Origin of the sequence: Mesotoga infera (genome assembly GCF_900157305.1) — a bacterium.
GTDB classification, from domain to species: Bacteria; Thermotogota; Thermotogae; order Petrotogales; family Kosmotogaceae; genus Mesotoga; species Mesotoga infera.
The window spans coordinates 510,485-536,473 of sequence record NZ_LS974202.1 but is presented as its reverse complement, the minus strand read 5'-3'; the positions used below and the strand labels follow the sequence as shown (position 1 = coordinate 536,473).

Below are 25,989 nucleotides of genomic sequence, written 5' to 3'. Positions count from 1 at the left end.
AAAAATCACCTCAATCGTTCAAAGAGTTTCATGAACCCGTCGCTTTTCAACAGAAATCCGTAGAAAGATCCAACGGTCTTGAATTCGTCGGGAAAGCCATCGGAAAAGATGCGAGAGTTGATTCCGATGGCCTTTTCTATGATAGATTCGATACCTGCCGATCGAGTGATGTTCCCGTCTGTATTCGAAGCTATTTCTTCTAGCTCTTTTTTCAAATTTTCCCCTCCATTTCGATCGCCCAGGGCCACTCTCAACATGATGAAGGCGAGCCCGGGATAATAATCCTTTTCCGGGCGTCCGGGCAGGGTGAAGCAGTTGAAACGTATGTACTCGCCTTTGTGGCTCTTCAACATGTATTTCAAATGAGTCCTGTTGGCTTCTTGCTTGCGTTTCTTCCCCGCCAGCGTATGGGCGGCGAAACTCCCGTACAGACCCTCTATCGACGGCCCTTCAAACCGGTAGAAACCGTTCAGATAGTTTTCCAGGACCGTCGCCACTCTCTTCACGTATTCTCCATAGAACGTCATTCTCTCTTCTTTGTCTTTTGGATATGACTCGTACGAGAAATTCCAGCGGTATCTTCTGAGACAGTAGAAACGGCTGCCCCTGACTATTTCGATCAAGACCTTCTTTTGAGCTATGTACTGGTCGTCGCCTGGCTCGAAAGTGAAGAGTTCCTCATCCTCGTCGGACGTCATAGGATCGGAAAGGGCCGTCTCTTCGTCGTTCGCCTCCGGCCTTTCAAGAGAATCCTCGTCCACCGGATCGATGGGTTCTTTTTCTTCCGAAGTATCCACCGGATAATCGTTGAGACTCCCTAGTGTCTTGGAACGGTCGTCTCTTTTGCCTTTTTCTTTTGCTTTTTCCTGTGTTTGAATGGTCTGCTTCGTTTTCATTTTTTCAGTGCTCATTTCTTCACCTCACCCGGTAACAACGCGTATATAGCCTTCGGAGAGCTTTCAGCGATCATCCTGCCTTCGAGAGGTTCTATCCCGCCCCTCCCCCGCTCGAAGGAGAGCGCCGAAAAAAAGCCCCGCTCCAGGCTCGAAAGGTATTCCTTGACTCCAGATTCGTCCCTGAGCGACAGATCTTTCATGTGCCTGAAAAGTATTTCGAAGTATATCGAGCTGACGTCTATACTCTTCAAAAGAGGCGTTCCCTTTTGCCCTTCCTTCGGCTTCACACCCATTATGTCCTCTACGGATCTTTCCGCCAGCCTCTTTATGTATTCCACATAGTCGTCCTCTATTTCGTTCTCTTCCTTTCTCTTGCTCTTTCTGAGGTCGGACGTTGGACGGATCCTTTTGAAGAATTCCGACGACACTCTTTGCATATTGAAGCCGCTCGAGCCGGTCTGGAAATTCTTCATGGAAAGCTGCGTGCCGCGCTCGCCTATCGTATGCCCGGCCAGCACGCCTATATAATCTCCAATCTCATGCTCGCGCATCGTGGATAACTCTAACCCACAGCATTTGGAGCAAAGGCCGTCAACCGCCCGGCAAGTTACGGGGCTCCTGACGATAAGATCGCTATCCCCGTATTCTTTGACATCATCCCGGGTGACGAGTCTCCAGCCTTCATCTTCCGGCCGTTTCACGTACCTCCCCAGTAAGAAGCGTGAAAAGTCCACTCCGCACCGCGCAAACATTTCGAAATCTGCCCGGTCGATTCTAATACCCTCTTCTGTTTCACAATCGATTTCGCTTATGCGGAGGGGATAAAGAAACTCCACCATCTTACGGGTGAAGTAACCGGCCTGGGCGACGTGAAGCTTTTTGTCCATCAGTCCGGCCCTCGATCGACCGGCGATAGTCAGCATAGGGTCGAAGGCCTCCGGCCTGCCCGTGTATTCCTCGAGCGACATACCCTTCGAGAATACCGGCATCAGCTTAAAGTTCTCTTCCTTTCCCCGGCTGCCAGATTCCTTGATCTCCAATGCATTGCCCGAAAGCGTCGCGAGCTCGGCGAAAGATATGCTCAATGTCGAATTCATCGACGCATCTAGAGTCTTTTTCTGCCATTCCAAGAGTTCGGCGGGAAAGTTTTTCGAGCTCTGAACGATCTCGAGGACATTGTTTTTGACTTCGGGCTTTTTCCGACCCGACCGGACATACTCTCCGTACACCAGGTCCTGATCGATGGAGTATATCAGTTCGCCGTTGCCTACTCTGTACGGAGAGAAGGAAGGGAGCATCCTCTCCAGTTCCTCGCCGGGTTCGCCCTGAACCGGAAAATAGACGGCCATGGTATCCCCATCGAAATCGGCCCCGAAACCTTCACAAAGCATTATCGGCAGACCAATGGATCTATGCTCCCAGAACAAAGGCTTTGCGGCGGTGATACTGTGTTTGTGAAGCGAAGGCTGGCGGTTCAGCAAAACCATGAGCCCCTTCTCCCTGGCCAGTCTGGTCGCCCTGGCGGCCGCGGCGACACGTTCTTCAGGGGAGTCGATCTTCATTTCCTTAAGCTCCTCCAGCCACTCCAGCGCCATCTCCAGGGGCAGATAAACGTGGTCGATATCTATATCCGTGACCGGGGTAATAGTTGCCCTGGCCGAGTAGTGAATTCTCCTGCCGAGCATATACCTTCGCAGATAGCCGTTCTTCGTGAGCAGGTATTTCTTCTCGAGCTTCTCGAGCTTCTTGCTCTTCTCGTGCTTATCCTTGTCAGAACCGGGGATCTTTTTGTTTTTTGGTCGAATTTCGTGCAGGAACTTCTGCCTGGCGTCGATTTTTTTCTTGTCGCCCGGGCAATTCTCTTCGACATCTATCTCCCCCGCTTTCTGGAAGCTTATGGAACACGGTTCGGCTATCGTTCGGGGGTCTACGCCCCTGTATGTGTTTACCAGAGTCCTGAACGCCCAGAAATAATCTTCTTTGAAACGCGAGGGATCTTCGGTGTTTGTAACCGAAAAGGCGTTTATCGTGTTAATCGCGTTGTGATCGAAGAGTGTCCAGAATTCCATCTCCCCGATCCGCTGACCACCGTCTCTGCGCTTGCCTTTCACCGGCTGGCCTGTGATGGGTGAAACCTCTGCCTGCCTGACAACATGAAGCTTGTCCCGCACGCAATGATCGAGTCTTACAAAGTACTGGTAACCCACGGTAGCTTCGAAGGATTTTCCGTCTGGAAAGTTGAGGAAAGACCGCGGCTTTGACGGGAGTTGATTTTCTTTGAGCCTTTCGGCAATGTCCAGCGGTTTGAAAGGCTCATCCACATACGCGCCTTCCAGCGATTTTTGCGTCTCCAGGAGCTGTCCCAGGTTCATTCTGGTTATGACCCCGAAAGGACTTAAAATAAGGTCTAGAGGTCTTCTCCGTCCATTCAGCTCTACGAAAGGCATTTCACTATCTGGCAGGATCTTCGAGATGGTTCCCTTGTTGCCGTGCCGCCCGGTGATTTTGTCGCCGACCTCCAAGGGTTTATTGATGCGGACTTTCACGGTCACTTCGACCATGCCGGTGTCGGAAAGGTTCTTTTCCTTCCCGCCGCCTTTGGTGAGCTTGTGAAGCCTTACTGGTCTTATCTGATCGATGCTCGCGTTCGACTGGATCACTCCGGGATAGAGAGAGCCATACAATTCAGCGCTGTAAGAACCTTTTATCTTCGACCAGCCTCCCTCTCTCTTCCGAAATACCTCTCTTTTGAAGAGCCAGTCTGTCTTTCTGACTTCGCTTCCCCCAGACCTGAAAGTGTATTCAACCTTTATTCCGGCCTTTTTGCTCTCGATGATGACTTTCGACTTACCCGCTGTTCTGATCTCGCTGTCGGGCGTCAAGGGAACGAAATCCCCGAAAGTCATTGATTTGAACTCGTCTATCGCCATTTTTTCGGCAAAACTTTCGGAGCAGACGATGCCGTCCTCGAAGTTCAGTCCCCTGTATAGAGCATAACCCACGAGGGCGTTGACACCCACGTTCATGTCGATCTCGTCGTATATGGGAGTAGTTATCAGGGGCTTCTCGCTACCGACTACCCTGACCGCCTGCTTGAGATTCTTCCCGCCCATCGTGACTCTGGCGCCGTCTGAATACATGATGAAAGGTACCATTCTCGTAGAAGGGCTGAAATTGCCTTCCACACCTTCCTCCGACTTGATTATCTCGAGTTTTTCGGCGTCGTAGGAAGCCCCGCTGGCCATAAACAGCGTCATTCCGATCTGCTCCGATTCGGGTGTCTCTAATAGGTCGAGCCTTCCGATATGCGATGAATGGGGAAGCCTCATGGATTCTGGCACGCGATCTCCAGGGACGACCACCTTTCTCAAATCGGATATCTTGAGTAGATCGTTGGAATCTTGAAGTTCAAAAAGCACCGGGACTTTTATCCATATGAACTTGCCGTTACTGTCTTCACCCTTCCGGTCGCTTATTTCGTTTTCGTCGCTTCCCCCCGCTGGCTCCAGCCGGTGGTACTCCACACCGGTTTTCTGTCTGTTGAATCTACATTCGGCGGCATCTTTTACTTTTTCTATATCCACCGATTCCCCGTTCCTGGAAAGATATCTCAATACAACGGCCATTTTCAAAGCCAGAGACAGAAAATATCCCGGGATAGCGAAGTGTTTTTCCAGATCGAGTTCCTTCATCTTTTCGATCCCGGACTTTCTCACAAGAACGAGGGGCGATGAGTACTTGTTTCCATTCATGTAATATATTCCCCCGGAATCCGGTTCGAGACATTTGAAGCAAATCCCGTGTCTCCCCTTGTGTTCGAAGGAAAAGCGGGCCAGAGAGGAATGCTCCGGTTCGACGAGTGGTTCAATCACTTCGAGATTCGGACGATACGTATCAAAGAGAGCGGGGTAACGGTCTTTCAGAAAGCTGCCGATTCCTTTGAAAATTTCCTCCAGCGAGAAAGCAAGAGAATTCATTACACAGACCTCCGACTGATCAACTGAATCTGTTTCCGGTAACATAATTATATCTATTTGAAATGAAATATCCTAGAAGGTATAAAAAATATTCCATCTATATTTCGACATAAATACTCCGCATCTTATTTTGTGTTCTATGCAGGGAACGCTCCGAAGAGACTCTCCATATCGTGCCGTTTAAGCGGAAAAAACTGTTATCTTATTCGTATAGGGCTGTACAGAAAGACAGGCATGGTGGAGGATCTTTACGGAGTCATGCCGGAGGCGATCTTTCTATAACACGGAGGTGTACGGATTTGTATGGCTGGATAAAGTTTCTGGGATGGTTCAATTTTTCGCTTTTGGTACTGAACTCATCGCTCTTCATAACGCGATGGTTTTACAGAAAATTCAACAAGAAACTTCAAAACTTCCCCTGGGAAGGCTTCAAGGGCCTCATGAAGTTTCTGGCAAAGGTTCATCCGTTCACCGGAGGCATATTGCTCGTGACGGCCCTTTACCACGGTTATCTTGCCACGGGGGGGTTCGTTATTTACAGTGGTAGTCTGGTCTTTTTTGGCGTTCTCGCACAATTCATAGTCTATCTTCTGGGAAAGTACGCACCGGCGATGAAGAAGAGTTGGAGACCTGTTCACCGTTCGCTCATGCTGGTTACCTGGGCTCTCTTCTTCGTTCATCTGTTCGGTCCTTACTCAATCTGGATTCCGATCTTCTGACCGTTCGATCAAACTCAAGCTCTCGATGAATGGCAGGACGACCTCCAGGAATTCCTGGGGGTTTTCCTCTTGAGGTACGTGGCCGGTGTCGGGAAAGATGTGCAGCACCGCGTTCGGGATTTCCCGTGCGAGTCTTACGGAGTCTTCTACGGGCACTATTCTATCGTCGTCCCCGCTGAGAACGAGGGTCGGTATATCGATATTTCCCAGTTTCGAAACGTCGAACTTCCTTCTGGCGAGAGTCAGCTCCCAGAGAGCCCTGTCCCAGTCGTTTGCTTTCAAGGGTTTCTCGTAACCTTCAAGAATCTCCGGAGTTATTTTGGAGGGATCATGCCAGGCCAGATCGAGTAGCGATCGCGCGTCGTTGAGAAAAAGACGCGAAACAAGCGGTCCTAGATGCCTTCCCTGAGGGGTCGAGGTTAGCAACTTGAAAAAGAGGTTATCGCCGTCGTTCGTGTAAACGGCCGCATCGACCATCACCAGGCCGATCACCCTTTCCGGATGTGCGATCGCAATTTCCAGGGCCGTCAGGCCGCCGGCCGAATTGCCTATGAGTACAGCCTTTTCGAACCCAAGGTGATCCATCAACTTCACCGTCAGCTCTACCTGGTTTTCCTGAGTGTAAGGGTTGAAGCCCTTTATCTCCTCTCCGAGCGGTCTGGAAGTCAGGCCGAAGCCTGGCCTGTCGAAGGCCATCACCGTGAATCGGTCTGCAAGAGGCGAAAAAACTTCCCGCCAAGAAAAGGTGCTGGCCCCAAACCCGTGGAGAAGCACAACTGGTGGAAAGCCTTCTCCCGATACTTTGTAGTGTACATTCACGTTTTCCAGCCGGACAAAGAGGCTGTCTTCCTCTGCCAGAAGCGAGGGATCAACGGTGCCTTTCAAATCGGGAACCGGTATCAGAAAAGGTCCCAGTAAAATTACCGCAAGTACCGCCGCTCCTATTAGAAGTATTTTCAATTTATATACTCCCTTCGATCACTTCTCTTTAATGGCGCCAAAGGCTTTGCTGACTAAAGTCTCGGGATCGACTCCATCTACCGGCAGCAGTGAGTAGCCGAAACTCAAGTCGAAGGAGCAGCCGGGTATATCGCGCTTCCACGATTCAAAAGTTTCTTTCAGTTTTTTCAATATACTTTCCGCGTCTTCCGGCCTCTTCAATTCTTCGGCTAGCAGAAGAAACTCCCTTCTCGAAAACCTGCAAAGCGTATCGCTTTTCCTTATGTTCCGCGAAAGCTCCTGGGCCAGATCTATGATAAGCAGCTCCGGAATCGAGTCGTTTCTGGAGCCGATTTTGATCTCCATCGCGGCAATCATCGAGAGGTCAGAATGTCTTTTTCCCCTGAATATGGACATGTTGAGGCGATCCCTGAAGAGAATATAGTTGGGAAGACCTGTCTCGCCGTCATAATGGGCGAGCTGCGCTATCGTGTTTTCGGCGATCTTCAGGTCGGTGATATCCTCTATCTGGAGAAAAAAGTAATCCCTTTCTTTAAGAGAGAGCGACTTGAACATGTATCTAAAGGATCTACCACCGCGCTCCTTCTGGTTGCATTCGAAGCGGCCGCTCAACGGCTTTTCGCTGGCGACCAGTTCTCTGATCTTATCTTTGATTTTTTCTTCACACTTGTTTGTCAGTTCGATTCCAACATCGTTCGCATACAACAGGTTCGATTTGTCGTCGTATATCATGAATCCACAGTCGAGATTGTTTATTGCGTATTTCATTAGATCCAGTTCCTCACCCGCGTTTGTTTCACTTTCCACTTGATTCCCCCCCTTCTCACTCTTCAGTCCCACTAAGGTTTTTCGCATGTTTTATTCTACAATAAAGGAGCGTCTGAATGATACTTATCGACATATCCGATCGATTTGAACTGCGGGCGAGATGAATGTAAGATTGTAATGAAAGAGCGGAGGTGTGCCTTGAGATTGACTGTCCATTCCGGAGAAGATGTATTTGAAGGCGATTTTCCTCCCGGAACGACCCTGCTTTCGGCTTTCGGTGCGCTGGGAATCGTCATCGACACGCCCTGCGGTGGCGCGGGAAAGTGCGGCAAGTGCAGAGTCCGGGTTGAAGGGAGCGCTTCGCTTTCCCTACCCGGCCAGGTGGAACGGGAAATCCTGGGCGAGGCTCTGAAAGCGGGTATAAGACTGGCCTGTATGACCGGAATCACCGGAGATTGCCACGTATTTCTCGATCCCGGATCCTTTCAAGCCATCGCTACGATCGACGAAATCTCTTTTGAAGGGTGCGATCCTTTAGTACGGCGGCGAAGCCTCGCGATCCCTTCAGGCGGAGTGAAGAGAGACATTTTATCGACGCTGGTGGAGAATACCCGGGAGAATCTAGATCTGTCGGATTTTTACACCGGCTCTCTCGACGGGGAGATCTCGATCTACACGAGGCCAGGGAAGCTGGTCGCGATAGACGGCCGGAGAAGCTCCAACCTGGGCGTCGCTCTCGATATAGGTACGACCACTATAGCCACCGCCCTGCTCGATCTGGACAGCGGCGAAGTACTCGCGAAAGAGAACTCGATGAATCCTCAAAGGGCTTTCGGACACGACGTCATCTCGCGCATCACTCACACGGTCGTTGAACGGGAAGGCCTGAAAACTCTTTCGTCGGTGGCCAGGAAGGCCGTTTCGAAACTGATCGAAGTTCTCTGCGAGCGATCGGAAAGGCGGCCCGGAGATATAAACGAGGTGGTGGTTTCCGGGAACACGACGATGACTCACCTTCTGTTCGGATTTCCGGTCAGATCTATCGCCATCGCCCCCTTTTCGCCCTTTTACGGAGGAATCGTGAGGAAGAAAGCCGGGGAGATCGGCCTGGATTTGAGCCCCTTTTCCGAGGTTCTGGCCCTTCCTGCGATTTCGGGCTATGTGGGAGGAGACATCGTGGCCGGGATCCTCTCCACCGGTTTGAGAGAGCGTGAAGACGAGTTGCTGATAGACCTCGGCACCAACGGTGAGATAGTCATATCTTCGGGAGGGAGCTTACTGTGCTGCTCCACGGCCGCCGGACCCGCCTTCGAAGGCGGTAACATCACGTGCGGAGTCGGCAACGTCTCCGGGGCTATCGAGAAGGTCTCTTTCGACAAAAGCCTGACCCTGAAAACGATAGGAGATACTTCACCATCTGGCATATGCGGAAGCGGATTGATTTCCATAGTTTCACTGTTTCTGAAGAACGGTATGATAGAAGCGTTGGGAAGATTCTCGGACCTTCAATCCTGGCCTGGGGAGTTGCGCGACAGATTCGACAAGAAACGCAACGGATTCATACTTTCCGGAGATGTTTACATAACCCTGAAGGATCTGAGACAGTTCCAGCTGGCCAAGGCCGCTTTGAGAACGGGGATTGAAGTCCTTTTGAAGAGCTTCTACAAGGGAGGATTGAAGAAAATAAGGATAGCCGGCGGTTTCGGGAGCAAGATAGATATCGGAGATCTCTTCACCACTGGGATCCTCCCGCCCTGGCTGGACTGCGAGATAGTAGTGGAGGGAAACACCTCGCTGAGGGGGGCTATCGCTACTCTTCTTTACAGATCCAGTCTGGCCGAAATCGATGCGATAATTGGCTGTTCAAAGTATATAGAACTTTCCAGTTTGGATGAGTTCAGAAATATGTACATCGACCGTATGGGATACATTTGAGAAGGTGAGTATATGTATTATTCGAAGAAAGATGCGTACGGAAAGTTTTTTCGCGCAATTGGTGAACTCGTTCCCTATTCGATCGTCAGGAGAAACCTGAAAAACACCTGGATATTCCAGAACAGGGAAAACATCAACCCGGGATTCCGCTGGTCGCCGCGGGACTTTCCCGTTCACTTCTGCAGAAAAATCATGCTGCCGTACCTTCATGAAGACCAGGAGCTGTCGTTGAGGCTCTGGTTTGGTGGCGAGAGTCTGGTGAAAGTTGACGGAAAGGCCTACGGCGAGCTGAACGAATACCACAGGGAAATCGATGTGACGGAGTTTGCCGGAAAGAGAATACTGGTCGAGGTCGAGACCGTTCCTAAGGGCCTTTTCGGATCGAGCGTGGAGAGTCCCACCTTTTCAGAGGCCTTTTTGATAATCTATGATACGCAAATCAAGGGCTTCATAACAAAACTTCGCAACGTTCTCGAAGTCTTCATGTATTCGGAAGACGGGGTTTTGTGCGAAAGGTTGTACAACGTTCTTAACAGGGTACTCTCTCTGGTCAAAATTCCCAGAGATTCGGCAAACTACGCGCGCGGGTTGCTCGACGACCCGGCCATGGCGCGTGAGGTGACTTCTGTCTGGAAGGCGGAAGATTTCGAACTGGCCGAAACACGCTCGCTCCCGGAGTCTTTCAGAAGGAGTTTCCTTGAAGCCGGGAACTTTCTGGACAGGGAACTGCGGGTCATCAAGGACTCCACTAAGGCTTTTGGAGAGATGACCCTGGCCGGTCATGCCCACATAGATTACGCGTGGCTCTGGCCTCTTAGCGAAACGCGCAGAAAGATAAGGAGAACTTTCGCCAATGCCGTCAGGCTTTCGAAAAAGTACGGCGAATTCGTCTATTCGCAGTCTTCGGCCGCGATGTACGCAGATATAATGGAATCAGACCCGGAACTGTTTAGAGAGATAAAGCGATTGATCCTTGAAGGCCGCTGGGAAGCTGTCGGGGGTATGTGGGTCGAGAGCGATACCAACCTTGTTAACGGCGAGTCGCTGGTGAGACAGTTTTTGTACGGCCAGCGTTTCTTCGAGAAGCATTTTGGAAAGAGGAGTCGCACGGCCTGGCTTCCAGACGTTTTCGGCTTCACCTGGATACTGCCACAGATAATGAAGAAGGCCGGTATCGATTTCTTCTTTACGACAAAGATCTACTGGAGCGAGAAGAACAAACCGCAAAGAGATCTCTTCAGATGGAGGGGCATAGACGGTTCTGAGGTGATATACCACAGTTTCAACAATCCCGGAAATGGATACAACGGTCTTCTCGGACCGAAAGAGATCCTCACGACCATGAAAAACTACAAAGAGAGAGCCCTGCACGATGAGACCATCTTCTCGTTCGGTTACGGAGACGGCGGGGGAGGGCCTACCGACGAAATGCTCGACAATTACAGGGTTTTGAGAGATATCCCCGGAATGCCGGAGCTCAAGATGAGACCCTTCGAGAAGTTTTTCGAAGACCTGCCGGAGGGTCTGGAGCTTCACGTTCACGACGGAGAACTATACCTTGAGCTTCACAGGGGAACTTACACATCGCAGGGAAGAATGAAGATGGCCCACAGGAACGCCGAACGTTCGCTCTATCTGGCCGAAGCGCTTGGCACCATGACCGGTTACGATACCGGAAAGATGGAAAGACTCTGGCGCACGCTCCTTCACAACGAATTCCACGACATACTTCCCGGCTCTTCAATAAGAGAGGTTTACGAAGATGCTCTGGGCGAGCTCTTCGAACTCAAAAACGAGGCGACGAAGATGATCGAAGGTTCTCTGAGCGAGCTCTCCGATGGAGACGCTGCTTATCTATCTCTTTTCAACCCCTCTTCTTCGCCCAGAAGGGTCTTCTTCTCTCTTCCGCGAGAACTCGGGCTGTCTCTAGAGACGGGCGAGAAGATTGTGGCCCAGAAGTTGCAGAACGGAGAAACGCTGTATTATTCTGATGCCGAGATAGCACCTATGGGCTCGATAGTCATGAAGGCTTCCCGGAGCGATGTGATCATGGAAACGGCCAGTGCAGGACAGGAAAACACGCTTGAAAACGACCTTCTGCTCGTGAAGGTAGATGAAGAGGGAATGAGCATCTACGACAAAGAGTTCTCAAGAGAGGTCTTCAACGGTAAGGCCGCCCTGATGATCTACAAGGATATTCCGACTCACTGGGATGGCTGGGATATCGAAAAGGACTACCATCTGACCGGGGAACGGTTAGCCCCCTCGCACATAAGCAGGATGGAATCGGGAAGGATCAGACAGAGCCTGAGGGTAGTCTTCGATCTGGGAATGACCAGGGTAATTCAGGACATAACCCTACACGTTCATTCAAGAAGAGTGGATCTCTTCAACACGATCGACTGGCACATGAGAAGGACGATGCTCAGGGCCGATCTGCCTTTGAATGTGCTTACACGCGTGGCGAGATACGATCTTTCGTGCGGTTACATCGAAAGACCGACGACCGTCAACAACTATTTCCAGGAGGCTGCTTTCGAAGTCCCCGCTCACAGATGGGTCGATCTTTCCGAGTACGGTTACGGAGTGTCGGTTCTCAACAACGGAAAGTACGGTCACGGAGTGAGGGGAAGCACGGTATCGCTAAACCTTTTGCGTTCTCCGATCTTTCCCGATTTCTTCGCCGATGAAGGCAGACATGAATTCGTCTATTCCATATATCCGCACGGCGGGAGCGATCTGCTGGGGACCCTCAGAGAGGCCGAGAATATCAACAGAGACCTGCTGGCAATCGAAGGGAGGTTCAAGATAGAAAGGCCGTTCATTGAAATTGACGCGCCTACCATCGGCGTCATGGCCCTAAAACTGGCGGAAGAGGGAAGCGGGAAGGTCTTGAGAGTGGCCGAGCTTCTGGGCGCCAGAGGGAGGGTTCGCATAAGAACCGCTTTCAAGTTCGCACATGCCTGGCTCTGCAACTTACTTGAAGAGAGGATCGAACCTCTAGCGACCGATGGGGAAAACGTCGCCTTGGATTATGAACCGTTCGGGATATACACCGTTATGTTCGAGGGGTGAGGGTGAAGATGGACATGTGCCTCTTCAGGTAGTCGAAGATCGCTTCCAGATCACCGAGTTCGACGGTATTTTCACCATCCCTTTCGGGATGGAAGGCGAACCTCGGATCCATGTGTACAATGACTCTATCGCGGCGATTCTTGAGCTTTACGATTCTTTCGACGAGGAGAGTTTCCTCTCTTTCAAAACCGTCGAGAAGATCGTAAAGCTCCTTTCTGAAAGGTCTTGGACAGCTCTGGCGTACAAATTCCCGGAAGCTTTTGATAGTGAATCCGCTGTTCCTAACGAGTTTGGAAGCCCTTATTATCGCACTCTCGAAGAGAGAGTCCCTCACAACGCCATCTTCGGTCTTTTTCAAGAGTTCCATCTGGTCGGCGAGAAGTTCTACTTCCCTCTCCAGCACGACTAGCCTGGCCAGATAGCCTTTTCTCCTTTCGGGTTTGATTAAAGACAGTATGTCCATATATAGATTATATATCGCACGCGGCCGACCGGAAGTGATGAAGATTCATGTCCAGGCTCCGTTGAAGAGCTACGAGATCCTGCTAGCAGAAAGGGCTGCAAGTACAAAGCCCACCGTACAGACCAGGATCATCCCGCGGTATCCCCAGGCCGATATCAAGCCTCCCATGAGGGCGACGGATACGGCTTGCGAGAGTATCATAAAGATGCTGTTGATGCCGAAGGCTACACCTCTTTTGTGTGGTTCTACGAGTTTGGCCAGCGTCGCAGAACTCAGCGAGTAATAAAAGCCGAGGCCGAGCGAGGAGAGAAGGAAGACGCTTACACCGGCATAACCTGCACCCGTTCCGCTCAGCAATCTCCCGTAAAGGGCAGAGTACAGGCAACCTATCGAAGCGATTACCGATAGAGAAACTACAAGTAAACGCTTCTCTCCAAAAGCCTTTGCCGCAGTGGCCGTGAAAAAGGAAGTGATTCCCGAAAGGAGCGTCGAACCACCGAACCAGGTAACGGCCGTCGAAAGAGACATAGAAGTCTCCGAAGAGAGGAAGGACGTTAAAAAAGGGAAGAGACCGCCGATGGAGAACCAGGCGAAGAACTGCATCGAAAAGAAGAAGAGCACAGGTTTTGAGAGGATTTCGACGACAGCTCTCAAAGTCATCTTCTCGATAGAATCTGGCCGTTCGAGATGTTCATGGCGCGGCGCAGAAAGCAGAGGAAAGATGAAGGGCAGCAACACACCGGCGGAGAGGGCGAACAGGGTGATGTCGGTGCCTACTTCGTACAGCCGGTTTATCACTAGCGAGGCCGCGAAACCCGAAACGTTCACCGCTCCCATCACCGCCCCAAAGCCCCGGTTGGCCCCGGAAGCTTCGGCCCGGTCGGCCACCAGCGATGAATACGGACCAAGAAAGCTGTACGCGCAAAAGGCCAGTATAACTCCCCCACAGGCCGAAGCGACGGAGTTGTTCAATATCGGCAGAAGAGTGCCGGAAAAGGAGAGGACTACCAGTCCTCCTATGAAGGGGAGCCTCTTTCCGATGCGGTCGCTCCAGAGACCTATAAGAGGGCCGGCGGCGGCAGCGAGCAACATGCCCGCAGAGACTATGAAGCCGGAAATGGCCGGCGTGAAGCTCTCTTTGAGCAAGGGGATGAGGAGCATGTTAACTATGCTGAAGACGAATCCTATCGTCACGCTTCCCAGCATCACGCCGTACATCTTATACTCTCTTCCTTTTCTCTTCGAGCATCTCCGCGACTCCTGAGAGATCCAGTCCGTTGACTTCGAGCACCTCTTCGACTACTTCCTCCGGTATATTGTGGTCTCCCGAGTGAAGCGCCGTCAGAAGACCGGCGAGAGCCGCGATCGTATCTGTGTCGCCGCCAACTGAAGCGCCCATTCTTATTGAAAGCCATACATCTCCCTTCGCAACGTAAAATATCGCCAGGGCGGCCGGCACCACCTCGTTGGCAGGCAGCCCAGTTCCGTTCAGGTAATATATCGTGTCGAGGATAACGTCGATCTCTCTCTTGCCGGCGAGCAGTTCGACCAAGTATTTGATCTTCCAGGCCGATGAAGCGCCCACATAATCGGGGGTGTCGAAGTTGTCTATGCGAGAAGCGCCTTCCAGGGAGGCTTTCAGAACCTCCTCTATCCCCGCTCCCCTGGCCGCCGCATCGACGGCAAACCCCATCGCTAGCGAAGCCTCGATCGCGAGATTGGTGTTGTGCGTCGGAAGAGAACAGTTGTATATGTCTCCGGCCAGTTTTTCCGGCGAATCGCCTCTACTACAAAGAGCCGCGGCGGGCGCTCTCATCGCTGCCCCGCAGGTAGTTCCGCCTCTTCCGGCCTTAAGCGGGTCTTCGCCGCTTTCTATCGCTTTCAAGGCCTTCAAAGAGCTTGGGCCTATGTAGCCCCTCGAGTCGGCTGCGGTCTCTCTTACCCAGCGTATAAGGGCGTCGGCCGTACTTTCAACCGTTATCTCTCCGTTTTTGCAGTAGGCATCGATGAGATAGAGGTTCTGCTCGGTGTCGTCGGTTATTGATCCCTTTCTGAGATTTGAATGGATGGGAGAAACGGCCGGATCGAGAAGCTCCGAAACGAGTCCGAACCTGCGTACAGTATCTCTCGTCATGAACTCCGTGGGCATGCCCATGGCATCGCCGACGGCCAGGGCCTGGAGGGCTTTAAGATATTTGTTCAATCGGTTATCGCTCCTTTCTAATCGAGGGCCGGTCTTACGCTTTTAACAATTCCTTCCAGGCATCTAATAGAGACCGTTTCGCTGGTTTTGTAGCACACATTGCCATCGGCGATCAAATAAGAAGACAGGCCGTCGATTTCGATCAAGTCGTTTGCGTCGAAAAGCATCTGTTGAATGCAGACGGGTTTATCGGGATCTTCCAGTTGCGAATCGATCACGACGGTATCCAGAATCGAGATGGCCGCTCCGGAGGAAAAGTAAGGCGCCCAGCACAAAGCGCCCGTTACGGCCTTCCCCGCGTAGAAGTCCTTTTTGAACAGGGGAGATATAACTATCTGCGCTACCTTGAAGGGTGGAGGAGGAAGGGGCCGGCCGTTCTTATAAATCCCGAAATTCTCTGTGGCTATATTTTCCGAGGGTCTGACCTCAATTTTCGAGAGGTCTCTGATGAAATCGGCCGCGCTAAGGTTGACCATTTTCCCATCGATGGTTCCGAGAAACGTGTCTCCCACGACGATATCGTTGAAAGCGTAGCGGTTTTTTTCCCGGCCACTTTTCGCAACCAGCGCCGTAATGCTTTCGATGTGCAGTTTTTCGGGGTTGAGCTTCCTCAGACGATCGATATCGTACCCGATCAGGGGACCCACGTTCGCGGTACCTCCGGCTATACCCATGAGTGGGGTCCGCAATCCATTTTCGATGAGAAAGGAAGCGATGTGGGCGAGAAAACCGTCCCCGCCCACACCGATAATTAGATCCGTGTTCCTTTCAATGAAACCCGCGAGATACTCCTCGAGAGTCTCGATGAAAGATACCCTTGAAGTTCGCACTACCCGGACATCGGCCTTCTTCAGAAGGATTTCACCGAAGTCGCCCTCGCCGGTGAATAAAATGTGGCTTTCGAACCTGTCTAGAATCTCACCGGCTATCGTGGCGAACCTATCGCTCTTTCCGGCGCCGGGATTGAACAGTACCGAGACTCTCAACGATCTGCCTCCTTCAGAGAAAGATATCCAGAGATTTTCTGGCCAGCCTCAACTTCGCTTCCACGTCTTCCAGATAATGGCGGTAGGCCGGTTCAAGGACGTAAATACCGCCGTAGCCAATCTCCTTCAAAACCGAGAGTATGGCCTTCCAGTCACCCTCGCCCTGCCCGGCTGGAATGTGCTTTTGATCACCGACGTGGTCGCTCAAATGGAGATGGATGGGTCTTACCTGCTCAATGAAATACGCCGGGTCGATTCCCGCTTCCCAGGATTCGGTTGTGTCGACCATCGGGAAGGCGTTGACGTGATTTATCCTTTCCAATGATTCAAGAAGTCCTTGCGGCGTGTCACCGAGCGTGCTGGGGTTGTTTTCGACTGCCAGCTTTACCCCGGCAGACTCGAGCTCATCGGCCAGAGTTCTCAGAACTTCGATGACAGGTTCTTCGAAAAGCCGCGCCTTGACAGCATCCATCTTCGGTAAAGCGTGGACCACAACTACTTCGCTTTTCATGATCTCCGCCGATCTGGTCATCTCTTCGGCCATGATCCGGGCCTCTTTCATCATACCCGGATACGGGTTGTAGAGAATCGAGAAAAAGGCGAGCGGAAAATGGATCGAGCTGACCCATATCCCCGTCTTGACAGTTTCCTTTGCAAACTCCGGTTTCGTCTCTTCCATACATTGAGGCATCAGTTCGGCTTCGCTGTAACCTGTCTTCCCGAGTAGAGAGAGCGACTCAAGGCTCGGCCTGGGATAAAGTGCGGCAGTCGAAAACGAAACTCTCATTCCAGGTTTGCCTCGATCTCCGCTTTGAGATTCCGGGTCAATTCTCTCATGGCGTCGGCCGGGCTGGAAACGCCCCGCTCGATTTTCTCTAGCGCTTCGGCTATCATGGTGTCCATTGTTCCCATCTCGTTGAAGTGCCAGTACGAAAAAGCGAATGTGAGCTGTTCGAAGGCCACCCGCCACATCGGCGCGCTTTCCATGAATTGCTGAGTTTCCGGTAATTCGAGCGCCGATTTTCTAGTTGGAAGATAACCGGTTTCCATGGCGAATTTGGCTACGTTCTCGGGTGTGGTCAACCATTTGATAAGCCTGTAGGTCGCTTCGTCTTCTTTCTTGTTCTTCGGGAAGAGAACGGCTACCGCACCACCGATAGGGACTGCTCTCACAACGCCTGCAGGAAGGAAAGTTGCTCCGAATTCGAAACTCGTAGTGCCCAGCCATCTGCCTATTCTGTTGGAACTGCCCAGATAGAAACCGAGTGTGCCTCCCAGGAACATCTTCTCTGCCAGAGAGTGCTGGCCGACGGGCATAGCTTTCTCATCGATCAACCTCTTCCAGAACTGGGCCGTCTCTATTCCCCGCGCGTTGTCGAAGAGCGGAGTCATTGTGGCCACGTCTATGATGTTGTTTTCGTTCTGAAGCAGGAAGGCTTTGAATATCCAGGGAGCGTCGGCCATATCGACTCCCCATATGTCCGGCACGCCGTCTCCGTTGGTGTCTTTGGTTATTGCCTTCGCGGCCGTCAGGAGTTCTTCCCAGTTCTGTGGAGGGTTCTCCGGGTCAAGTCCCGAAGCCCTCATGAGGTCCTTGTTGTAATAGAAGATCGGAGTGCTTATGTTGAAAGGAATCGCACAGATCTTGCCCTGGTACTTGGAGTAGTCCCACATGGCGGGGTAGAAATCGTCCATATCGAATTCCGGGTCGGCCAGCATGTAGTCGAGCAGGACGTAATTATCCTGCGCGCCGGTGAAGATCGGTCCGGCCGGGATGATGCCGCCGTTGGGTAAGGTGTTGGCTGCGAGAGCGGCCGTTATCTTTTGCGCTGTGTCGGCGTAGCTTCCCGAGTAGACCGTCTTGACTATGATATCGCTCTGGCTCGCATTGAAGGCATCGATGATGGATTTGATCGATTCTCCCGATACACCGCTCAGGGCATACCAGAAAGTGATCTCGGTAACGGCGAGCGATATAGCCGCTATCGAAATAACGATTAAGAGCAGTAATTTTTTCACTATGAACACCTCCTTCAGGATTTGAGTCCTGTCATTGTGATCGATTTTATGAATTGCTTTTCAGAGAACATGTAAACAAGCAGAACGGGAACTATGGCCATGACGGATGCGGCCATCATGAGTTGATACTCGCTGCTCCCCTCGGTCATCAAGTATCTCAACCCGATAGGGAGAGTGCGCATCTCGGTCGTGTTGATAACTATCAGTGGCCAGAGGTATTCTGTCCAGTGGCCGAGGAATGTAAAAAGAGCGATAGTGGATATCGCCGGCTTCGTGTTTGGCAGAATAACGTGATAAAGGATCCCGAAATAACCGCACCCGTCTATCCTGGCCGCATCCTGCAGATCGACTGGAACGGTTATGAAAAATTGCACCAGAAAGATTATCGAAAAACCGTTGAAGAGGAATGGTACGATCAAACCCTGGTACGTGTCTATCCATTTGAGGTTGCTGATTATCAGAAAAGTCGGTATCATCGTTACAACGAAGGGCATCAGCATGGTAACGACCACGAACATGAAGATGAGGTTCTTGAAGGGGAACCTCAGCCTCGCCAGCGAGTAGGCGGCCAGTATGGAAACGAAAATCTGTCCGATGGTGGAAAGCGATGTCACCAGAACGCTGTTTAAATAGTACCGGCCGAAGGGGACCATCTCGAAAACTTTCGCGAAATTGTGCAGGCTCCAGGAACTGGGGAACCACTTTGGAGGATACGAATAGACATCAGCCTTTGTCTTGAAGGCCGACAGGACCATCCAGAAGAGCGGGAAAAGCATCGCAAAAAGCCCTGCCAGCAGCAGTATGAAAGCCACTCTGTTTCTTACGCGTTCGCCTTTTAGGCCTTTTTTTGTCATTCGTAGATCACCTTCTTGCTACTGGCCTTTCTCTGAACCCATGTGAGCGAAAGGATCATCAGGAACAGTATCACAGCAGCCGCCGAAGCTCTGCCAATTCTGTAATTCTGGAAGGCCTGTTGATAAATGTAGAAGACCATCACGCCGGTGCTGTAAAGGGGTCCACCGGTCGGCGTCATCACCGAAACCGGCGTAAATATCTTGAAGGAGTTTATAATTCCCATGAGTATGACGAAATAAATCACCGGGGAAAGAAGGGGCAGGGTGATTTTAAAAAATATCTTCCTCTCGCTGGCACCATCTATTTTGGCGGCCTCGGCGTAAGTTTCGGGGATCGCCTGAAGACCGGCCAGGAATATCACAATATCGTAGCCGAGCCCCTTCCACAGGGCGAAGAAGATGACCGAGGGCATCGCCCACTCGGGATCGTACAGCCACCGGATAGGTTTGACTCCAAAGAGCCCCAGTATCTGGTTAAGCGGTCCGAGAGATGGATCGTAAATCCATATCCATATGAGAGAGGCCGCCACCATGGGGAGAACCACCGGAGCGAAATACGAGGCTCTCAGAAACCTGCGGGCGAAGACCTTCCTGTCCAGAAGCGTAGCGATGAAAAGCGATACGACCAGATCGAGGGGAATCTTTACAGCCGCAAAATAAAGGGTGTTCAGCATGGATTTCAGGAATTTCTCATCCTTGAATATGTACTGGTAATTGGAGAACCCGATGAACTTCTTGGTCGCTCTGAGCAGGTCCCAGTTGGTGAAGCTGAGATATACGACATTGATCAGAGGTATAACGACGAAGACGGTGGCGAGAAAAAGTGCCGGGGCCAGACAGATGAATGCCACCGCTACCTCCCTGGGGTTGTACCTTTGGCGGATTCTCTTTGGCATGTCTCTCACATCCCGAATATGATTTTCATCGCTCTACCCCTGTTCAATAATTCGAAAGCCTCTCGTGCATTCCTCATGTCAAACCTGTGGGTTATAAGCTTGCCGAAAAGGTCGCGGTTTGTTGAAAGACTGCCGACCGCCTTCTCGAAGTGTTTGAACCCAAAACCGAAACTGCCGGTTATGCTCACTTCTCTGTAATGGACGGCGTACGGATCGACGCTTATCGTTGCGTCCTTCGGATATCCGCTGAAAAGCAATAGAGACCCCCCGTCGGCCAATAGAGGGGTGTATTCCCCGACCAGCTCGGGAACGTTGACGGCCAGAACTATGGAGTCGAAAGTACCGTCTGGCCGTTCTGAACTCCCCTCTATTCCGGCGCGACGGATATACTCCAGTCTCCATTCGGATTTCTCTACAATACGGGTCTCGCAACCCTCCGATAGACCCACAAGGGCCAGGAGCATACCCATAGGACCGCCGCCGACTATGAGGAGTTTTTCCGGTTTTCTGCCGAGTTTTTCAAAACCGTTATAGACGCAAGCCAGCGGTTCGGCCAGAGAATAAAGAGGATCGTCCTCGACCTTGAAAAGGCCTCTCAGGGCGTGTTCTTCGCTCATCGATATGTACTCGCTGAAGCAACCGGTCTCCACGAAGGTCTTGAATTTGCACAGCTCCGGAACACCTCTTTTGCATGAATCGCACTTGCCGCACTCCAGATATGGTGCGACCGCGACGGTGTCACCGACCTTCAGACTGCCGTGGTAGTTGTCTGTCGCTTCTATCCTTCCGTAGCATTCATGACCCAGTATAGTCGGGGGTTTGAACATGGGGTGACCCTTGAGATAAGTCTTGAGATCGGTACCGCATATTCCCGCCCCGAGAACTCTTATGACAACATCTCCAGCGGGTTTTTCGACTTCCCTTAATTCGAGTTTTCCGGGTCCAAGATAAAAAAGCGCCTTCATCGATCATCCTCCAGAGTTTTCAGAATACAGCCGGCCGTTTTCTCATCGGTGATGAGAATGTTGAAATAACGCGCGCGCGCCGCGGCAATTATCCCTTCTACCTTTTCGATTCCTCCAGAAAGGCAGACCACGTTTTCCACTTCTCTTAGTCTGCCGATCGGTATCCCGGCGAGATTGTCCTCCATTCCGGATACGCAGATCTCGCCGTCGCTTTTGAAAAACTGTCCCAGAATATCTCCGACTGCACCCTGTTCGCGGAGTCTCGCCACTATTGAAGGTTCGATCTCCGCACTGAGAGTTCCCTTCGGACCGCCGAGGCCTATGATCGCCAGATCGAGTTTCGACCAGTAATCGCCAACGGAATCGGAAGGGCACGAGAGTATGGCCGAACGGTAAAGCTCTCCGGCGTTGGCGAAGGCCGGTATATTCAGGAAGACTCTTCCGGCACCGAACTTCTCGGCCAGCCTGTCCACCATGCTGTTGACCTGGTAGAAGGGAACGGTCTGCCCTATGGCGCCGGTCAGCGGGACAAAGACGATATCGCTTTCCCTTGAAAAGTGGTCCATGGCTATTATTGTTCTGTATAGTGTCCTGCCCCACCCTACCCCGACGGTCTTGGAACGCGATATTATCTGGGGCAAATACGAGCGGGCCTTCGCGGCGATAGAATCGAAGATCTTCTCCTCGTCGTCGTTTTTGGACCTCTCCAGAGGTGTCACAACGGCGTCCTTGAGCCCTAGAAGCGACTTGATCCTCTTCGAAATCTCCTCGCTCTCTTCCGCGTAAGGGTCGTTTATATTTATCTCAACCATACCGGTTTCTCTGGCGCGTTTCAGGTACCTAGATATCTGAGGCCTGGACAAACCGATCCTCCTGGCTATCTGTGCCTGGCTGAGATCATCTTTGTAGTACATACTGGCTATCCTGTACATCAGGAGATCGTCTATCGATTTCGGGATCGTTTTCACCCCCTGATAATTCCGTCGAGCTCGTCTATCAACTTCGCGGGGTCTTCGCTCTGGAAGATGTTCCTTCCAAACGCGAAGCCCTTGACGCCGCAACTGACAGCGCTTCTGGCCATCGCGAGAACATCCAGGTTCCTGGGTCCTCCGGCCAGTATAACCGGCACCGGGCAGCCCTGAACAACTGCCTCGAAGCCTTCTGTATAGAAGACCTTCAGGACGTCTGCGCCGAGTTCGGCCGCTATTCTCGCCCCGGTCTTGACGAGATCGGGATCACTGGTCTTACTGAAATCCTCGGCCAGTACCTCCACGACCACGGGGATCGATAGCGAGTGGTATTCGTCTATCGCGCGGGCTACGTTCTCCATCGAATCGTAGTCTCGATCTCCGAGAACGAGCATCAATATCGCCGCGTCGGCGCCGAGATCGAGAAGAGATTCGGCGGAAACGACCGCGGGATGAAAAGTTTTGTAGTCGGAGAATCTGCTGCCTCCGATCGACGATCTCACGATCAACTTCTTGCCCGATACGGTGCTGGCATCCAGAAGTCTTGTTATGCCAGGATTTAAGATGAAGCCGTCGGCTTTTGACATAGAAAGCCTCTCGATGAGTTCGAGAGGTTTATCTATCCCTTCGACGGGTCCGAAAAACTGCGGATGATCCAGCGCTACTACAAAGAGACACCCTTTGTTTGAAAAGAGATTTGCTACATTTCTCTCGAGTCCGGTCAAGTCGATCACGCCCTTATGAAAGTATACGCACTTTTGTGCATAAAAAATGTTCGTTATTATTATATCAAAAACGGTATGGGCAAATCAATCAAATCAAAGGGCCTGCTCATCGATTCACTCATAAAAATGCGGGCCCATGGCGAGGCCCGCTTGACTTGAATTACCAGTCTTTATAAACCTTCGGATCCTGTATGAACCCGGCTATGGTTCTTTCGGTGAGTGTTAAAGAAGTGGTCTGGGGAGCCCCTCCTTTTATGGATGTGAAGCACTTGTAGAGAAGGGCTGCGATGTCGGTAGTGGAGTATGTCGAGGCGTAGGTCTGAACCTCTGGCCAGTGCGCATCACTGGTGAAGTAAGCCATTTTCTGCAGAAAGTCTCCCGTCCACTCCACATAAACGTCATCAGGGTTGAAGTCGGCGAGTGTGCCGCCAACGTGATCCCAGTCGGGGTACGCGCTCTTAGCCGAACTCGTCGTTGTGATCACTATCTCGATATTGGCCGGCATCACACCACCTGATTTAAGTCCGTCGAGCCAGCTCCCGGCGTGGCAGGATTCGATGATTATGCAGAAAGTCACGTTGGCATGTTCCTGTATATAGCTTCTGAGTTGAGAGGCGTAGAAAGTGGTTCCGCCGAGGTTCATCAGGTTGATGTTGCCGTGGGCTACGAAATAGAGAGTCATGTGGTTTATCTTTTCGTTCGTCAGGAGATCGTTCATTGCGTTTTGAACGGCCGTCCAGTTGGGTGCCGGTCCGCCGACTGTGTATTTCACGTCGCGCACTTTATCGGCTCCCATAAGAGTCTTGAAGGAAGTTGACACGAGATCTCTGGCATCCCTGGCTTCGGCGTAAAGGCTCTGGGATGGAGTAAGACCGCTGGTAATTACGGCTCCCTTACGGGTTATTCTGGCTATTATGATATCTATCCAGTCTGCAATTGGAAGATAAACGATTTTACTCTTATCCCAGATAGTGCCTGCTATATACTCTGAACGCGTGATTAAGGGAGTGGGCACTTCGTCGTTCACTTTGGGCATGCCTTCGATCTTCTGATCGAAAATTTTCTGCCCGTTTTTGCTGAATACCACCAATCTCCCAGGATGATCATAGAAAGCTCCCGGAGCCTCGTCAAGATAGAATAGCCATCCAGCCTGGTCCAGACCTTGTAGTTGGTACTGAAATTCCTGTCCGCCGTCGGCCTTTTCTGAAGTGACGACATCTCCGACACCGACCTCGGCCAGGCAGACTCCGACAAAGGGATCTTCCGGCTCTCCCTCGTTTTTTATCAGGTCAATGAACTTCTTTGTGGCGGCCGCGAAGGGATCTTTGGGAAAGCAGGCAGACAGTGCAAAAAAGACCGTTGCAAGAAGTATCGTTACAAGAATTGCCCGTTTCAGCCGCATAGTATCACCTTCCCCGAATGCGGAGCAGTGTATTGCCTACACGGATTCTATGTAAATATGTCATCTTGACAGACAATTATACAATCATGAAGGTCTCGAAAGACACATAGTCATACACAGTGTGATCTTAAGGGGAAAGCTGTCGAGAGCCGACTCTAGACGGATGATTTGAGATAGAGAGATTGAGGACATAGAACAGGTTATGAGCGATGATGAAAAAAGAGGGCGAAAACGCCCTCTTTTTTTTCGATCTATTGGATGTTATCAGTAATACTCTATTTCCCTGGTTTCTTCGCTTTCAACGGTTGCCAGTTCCTTCCAGTTCTCCTTCTCGAGGTCCTGAATACTGTAGAGGAAATAGACCGTCATGTGAGTGTAGTTGCCCGCCGCATCGTATTCGTACTCGTAAACCGTGACTTCCTTATCGTCGCTGAAGAAACTGTCGCTTATCTTCTTGGATACGTCTCCCTTTTCGTTGTACTCGAACTGAGACGCGATAGGTTCCGGTTCGGTGCCCGGTTCGGCGAACATGTACATGTACTCGAGTTCTCTTATCTTGAGATTGTTGCTGTCGTATTCAAAAACCGTTTTCGACAGGACCATTCCCATCATGCTCATGGACTCTTCTATCAGGTTACCCCTTTCGTCGTAGGCCATGTTTACGGCGATCTGCATTTCCTGCCCTTCACTCATCCCCGTTATGATCTGGGCGACGAGTCTGCCGTTTTCGTCGTACTCCATGGTGATGGTTGACTTGTCTTCACCTTCATCGACAACGATAGAGACGATTTTGCCGTCTTCGATAGTCAATTCCCCTATCATTTGTTCCACGCCGTTTTCTCTTCCAGAGATCGCGGAAAGCTTACCGAGAGCGTCGTAGCCATAAAGGATGGCATTTATCTCTTTTCCGTCCTTATCGTAAGAGATCTGAGATACTATCTTTCCCGCTCTATCGAAAGATATGACCTCGTACGCGGGCATCACTAAATCTTCTCCGAGATCTACATCGCTTTGCGGGTAAATTGTCTTCATCGATTTCACCGGGCCTTTGAGGGCAAAATCGGCCGTGCTCAGGGGTATCATGAACTCCGACTGCGCGAACAAAACCATGGCAAACAGGATAATTGTACTTATTGTGAGAAGCTTCTTCACTTCTGCACCTCCACTGAATGAGTTATTATTATCATACATGAATGTGAGCCGAGATGTTATCCATAATCACTGTCTCGCGGGAGAAAGATGCGGTATTATATCGACGAAGCGACACCTCTTGAACTGAACGAAATAAGAACTAGAATGTACAGGGCTATACCGGAATCCAGCAACGGTAGATACTCGCTCGGGGAGTTGAAACCGGTCGATGAAGTATACAGAGACTTTCTCAGTGCCGGAGACAGCGTGGCCGTAATGAGATACCGGGGAACGATCGTGGGGTACATTCATTTCGGCCGCAGAAGGGAAGAGACTTATTCGTCGGAAGAAACCGGACATATCTTCGACATCTTCGTGGAGAAGACTCATAGAAAAAGAGGAATCGCCACACGGCTCCTCGATCACGCCCTTTACCGGATGTACTCGCAGGGATACAGGAAAGTATCGGGCAACACTTTTCGGGGCGGGCCGGGCTGGGAAATTCTTCTGAAGAGAGGTTTCCGTCCAGTCTCTGTTTGCCTTTCGATTGAAAGCCAGTCCAATGCCCGGCGCGGGGTGTGCGACGTGTCCCTCGGTGTTCCGGCCGACCTTTCGATGTTCTCGGAAGACTTATTGGTTTTTGGCGCCGAACTGATGCAAGATCTTTCGGTCAATCTCAGCGGGCTTTTTTACAGACTCAACGCAATAATCGAAAAAGGGGCGACCCTGCTCATCGCTCATCGTAGCGACAGTCCGGCGGGCTTCATGGTTTACTCTGTCTTTGACGACCTGATGACCTACGACTTTCTCGGATATCTGGATTTCGTATTTGTAGTTAACCCCTTCAGGAGGCTGGGTGTGGCCGGGGATCTCCTCTGCGAGTCTCTGCGCAGACTGAAAGGGATTCAGGCCAGGGAGATGTTTTTCGAATGCGACTGCGACTCATATTGTCATAAATGGGCCCTCTCGATGGGCATGAAAGAGTTTTCCGTACTGCTCGAGAAAGATCTGGACGTCCTTCGATGAATGGCGCTTCCATTGACTGCG

Annotated in this window: 21 protein-coding genes; 4 read left to right on the top strand and 17 right to left on the bottom strand. The window is 51.3% G+C overall.

Annotated features, from left to right (window positions below):
- Positions 1-5 precede the first annotated feature (5 nt).
- Both MESINF_RS02510 and MESINF_RS02505 read right to left on the bottom strand, forming a co-directional pair.
- Positions 6-911 carry a hypothetical protein gene (locus MESINF_RS02510; RefSeq protein WP_169698387.1) on the bottom strand — a complete coding sequence of 302 codons (906 nt, stop codon included), beginning with the start codon at positions 909-911 and terminating at the stop codon, positions 6-8.
- Positions 908-4,873: a DNA-directed RNA polymerase subunit beta gene (locus MESINF_RS02505; RefSeq protein WP_231936815.1), complete on the bottom strand. Its 3,966-nt coding sequence runs from the start codon at positions 4,871-4,873 to the stop codon at positions 908-910. Before MESINF_RS02505 ends, MESINF_RS02510 begins: the two co-directional genes overlap by 4 nt.
- Before the next feature lie 299 nt (positions 4,874-5,172).
- Between MESINF_RS02505 and MESINF_RS02500 the strand changes: the two genes are divergently transcribed.
- A complete protein-coding gene (locus MESINF_RS02500) occupies positions 5,173-5,592 on the top strand; it encodes a hypothetical protein (RefSeq protein ID WP_169698385.1) in 420 nt (139 codons plus the stop codon).
- Here MESINF_RS02500 and MESINF_RS02495 read toward each other — a convergent pair.
- Both MESINF_RS02495 and MESINF_RS02490 read right to left on the bottom strand, forming a co-directional pair.
- On the bottom strand, positions 5,569-6,552 hold the full coding sequence (locus MESINF_RS02495) for an alpha/beta fold hydrolase (protein ID WP_169698384.1): 984 nt from the start codon (positions 6,550-6,552) through the stop codon (positions 5,569-5,571). The two genes, MESINF_RS02500 and MESINF_RS02495, sit on opposite strands and share 24 nt — an antisense overlap.
- Before the next feature lie 18 nt (positions 6,553-6,570).
- The gene (locus MESINF_RS02490; protein WP_169698383.1) at positions 6,571-7,359 is read right to left on the bottom strand and encodes a diguanylate cyclase domain-containing protein; all 789 of its coding nucleotides are present in this window, start codon (positions 7,357-7,359) and stop codon (positions 6,571-6,573) included.
- A 159-nt stretch (positions 7,360-7,518) separates the two neighbouring features.
- Here MESINF_RS02490 and MESINF_RS02485 point away from each other — a divergent pair, with 159 nt between their 5' ends.
- Together MESINF_RS02485 and MESINF_RS02480 are read left to right on the top strand one after the other, a co-directional pair.
- A complete protein-coding gene (locus tag MESINF_RS02485; protein ID WP_169698382.1) occupies positions 7,519-9,255 on the top strand; it encodes an ASKHA domain-containing protein in 1,737 nt (578 codons plus the stop codon).
- 12 nt (positions 9,256-9,267) lie between these two features.
- Positions 9,268-12,330, top strand: coding sequence for an alpha-mannosidase (locus MESINF_RS02480; protein WP_169698381.1), 3,063 nt, complete (start codon positions 9,268-9,270; stop codon positions 12,328-12,330).
- On the opposite strand, the gene MESINF_RS02475 is transcribed toward MESINF_RS02480, so the two are convergent.
- From MESINF_RS02475 to MESINF_RS02415, 13 genes are all read right to left on the bottom strand, one after another.
- On the bottom strand, positions 12,314-12,793 hold the full coding sequence (locus MESINF_RS02475) for a hypothetical protein (protein WP_169698380.1): 480 nt from the start codon (positions 12,791-12,793) through the stop codon (positions 12,314-12,316). The two genes, MESINF_RS02480 and MESINF_RS02475, sit on opposite strands and share 17 nt — an antisense overlap.
- Before the next feature lie 69 nt (positions 12,794-12,862).
- Positions 12,863-14,011, bottom strand: coding sequence for an MFS transporter (locus tag MESINF_RS02470; RefSeq protein ID WP_169698379.1), 1,149 nt, complete (start codon positions 14,009-14,011; stop codon positions 12,863-12,865).
- Position 14,012: 1 nt separating this feature from the next.
- A complete protein-coding gene (locus tag MESINF_RS02465) occupies positions 14,013-14,996 on the bottom strand; it encodes an ADP-ribosylglycohydrolase family protein (protein WP_169698378.1) in 984 nt (327 codons plus the stop codon).
- Positions 14,997-15,013: 17 nt separating this feature from the next.
- Entirely contained in the window at positions 15,014-15,982 is a 969-nt protein-coding gene (locus MESINF_RS02460; protein ID WP_169698377.1) for a diacylglycerol kinase family protein, read from the bottom strand.
- A 13-nt stretch (positions 15,983-15,995) separates the two neighbouring features.
- Positions 15,996-16,769 carry a sugar phosphate isomerase/epimerase family protein gene (locus MESINF_RS02455; RefSeq protein ID WP_169698376.1) on the bottom strand — a complete coding sequence of 258 codons (774 nt, stop codon included), beginning with the start codon at positions 16,767-16,769 and terminating at the stop codon, positions 15,996-15,998.
- Complete coding sequence (locus MESINF_RS02450) at positions 16,766-18,001, bottom strand: ABC transporter substrate-binding protein (protein ID WP_169698375.1); 1,236 nt, start codon at positions 17,999-18,001, stop codon at positions 16,766-16,768. Before MESINF_RS02450 ends, MESINF_RS02455 begins: the two co-directional genes overlap by 4 nt.
- Before the next feature lie 14 nt (positions 18,002-18,015).
- Complete coding sequence (locus MESINF_RS02445; RefSeq protein WP_169698374.1) at positions 18,016-18,855, bottom strand: carbohydrate ABC transporter permease; 840 nt, start codon at positions 18,853-18,855, stop codon at positions 18,016-18,018.
- Complete coding sequence (locus MESINF_RS02440; protein WP_169698373.1) at positions 18,852-19,751, bottom strand: carbohydrate ABC transporter permease; 900 nt, start codon at positions 19,749-19,751, stop codon at positions 18,852-18,854. The genes MESINF_RS02445 and MESINF_RS02440 overlap by 4 nt, the downstream gene beginning before the upstream one ends.
- Positions 19,752-19,756: 5 nt before the next feature.
- Complete coding sequence (locus tag MESINF_RS02435; protein ID WP_169698372.1) at positions 19,757-20,716, bottom strand: alcohol dehydrogenase catalytic domain-containing protein; 960 nt, start codon at positions 20,714-20,716, stop codon at positions 19,757-19,759.
- On the bottom strand, positions 20,713-21,684 hold the full coding sequence (locus tag MESINF_RS02430; protein ID WP_169698371.1) for a sugar-binding transcriptional regulator: 972 nt from the start codon (positions 21,682-21,684) through the stop codon (positions 20,713-20,715). The genes MESINF_RS02435 and MESINF_RS02430 overlap by 4 nt, the downstream gene beginning before the upstream one ends.
- Positions 21,681-22,409 carry a class I fructose-bisphosphate aldolase gene (locus tag MESINF_RS02425; RefSeq protein WP_169698370.1) on the bottom strand — a complete coding sequence of 243 codons (729 nt, stop codon included), beginning with the start codon at positions 22,407-22,409 and terminating at the stop codon, positions 21,681-21,683. Before MESINF_RS02425 ends, MESINF_RS02430 begins: the two co-directional genes overlap by 4 nt.
- Before the next feature lie 160 nt (positions 22,410-22,569).
- Positions 22,570-23,811, bottom strand: a complete 1,242-nt coding sequence (locus MESINF_RS02420) for a C13 family peptidase (protein ID WP_169698369.1) — start codon at positions 23,809-23,811, stop codon at positions 22,570-22,572.
- A 264-nt stretch (positions 23,812-24,075) separates the two neighbouring features.
- On the bottom strand, positions 24,076-24,963 hold the full coding sequence (locus MESINF_RS02415; RefSeq protein ID WP_231936814.1) for an RHS repeat domain-containing protein: 888 nt from the start codon (positions 24,961-24,963) through the stop codon (positions 24,076-24,078).
- Between the two features lie 87 nt (positions 24,964-25,050).
- Between MESINF_RS02415 and MESINF_RS02410 the strand changes: the two genes are divergently transcribed.
- Positions 25,051-25,968: a GNAT family N-acetyltransferase gene (locus tag MESINF_RS02410; RefSeq protein WP_169698368.1), complete on the top strand. Its 918-nt coding sequence runs from the start codon at positions 25,051-25,053 to the stop codon at positions 25,966-25,968.
- The last annotated feature ends 21 nt before the right edge of the window (positions 25,969-25,989 follow it).

Bases quoted from the DNA above. Each gene is read 5' to 3' on its own strand.
- MESINF_RS02510 (WP_169698387.1), bottom strand. From the start codon at position 911: ATGAGCACTGAAAAAATGAAAACGAAGCAGACCATTCAAACACAGGAA.
- MESINF_RS02470 (WP_169698379.1), bottom strand. From the start codon at position 14,011: ATGTACGGCGTGATGCTGGGAAGCGTGACGATAGGATTCGTCTTCAGC.
- MESINF_RS02420 (WP_169698369.1), bottom strand. From the start codon at position 23,811: ATGCGGCTGAAACGGGCAATTCTTGTAACGATACTTCTTGCAACGGTC.
- MESINF_RS02475 (WP_169698380.1), bottom strand. From the start codon at position 12,793: ATGGACATACTGTCTTTAATCAAACCCGAAAGGAGAAAAGGCTATCTG.
- MESINF_RS02440 (WP_169698373.1), bottom strand. From the start codon at position 19,751: ATGCCAAAGAGAATCCGCCAAAGGTACAACCCCAGGGAGGTAGCGGTG.
- MESINF_RS02435 (WP_169698372.1), bottom strand. From the start codon at position 20,716: ATGAAGGCGCTTTTTTATCTTGGACCCGGAAAACTCGAATTAAGGGAA.
- MESINF_RS02410 (WP_169698368.1), top strand. From the start codon at position 25,051: ATGCGGTATTATATCGACGAAGCGACACCTCTTGAACTGAACGAAATA.
- MESINF_RS02505 (WP_231936815.1), bottom strand. From the start codon at position 4,873: ATGAATTCTCTTGCTTTCTCGCTGGAGGAAATTTTCAAAGGAATCGGC.
- MESINF_RS02445 (WP_169698374.1), bottom strand. From the start codon at position 18,855: ATGACAAAAAAAGGCCTAAAAGGCGAACGCGTAAGAAACAGAGTGGCT.
- MESINF_RS02455 (WP_169698376.1), bottom strand. From the start codon at position 16,769: ATGAGAGTTTCGTTTTCGACTGCCGCACTTTATCCCAGGCCGAGCCTT.
- MESINF_RS02480 (WP_169698381.1), top strand. From the start codon at position 9,268: ATGTATTATTCGAAGAAAGATGCGTACGGAAAGTTTTTTCGCGCAATT.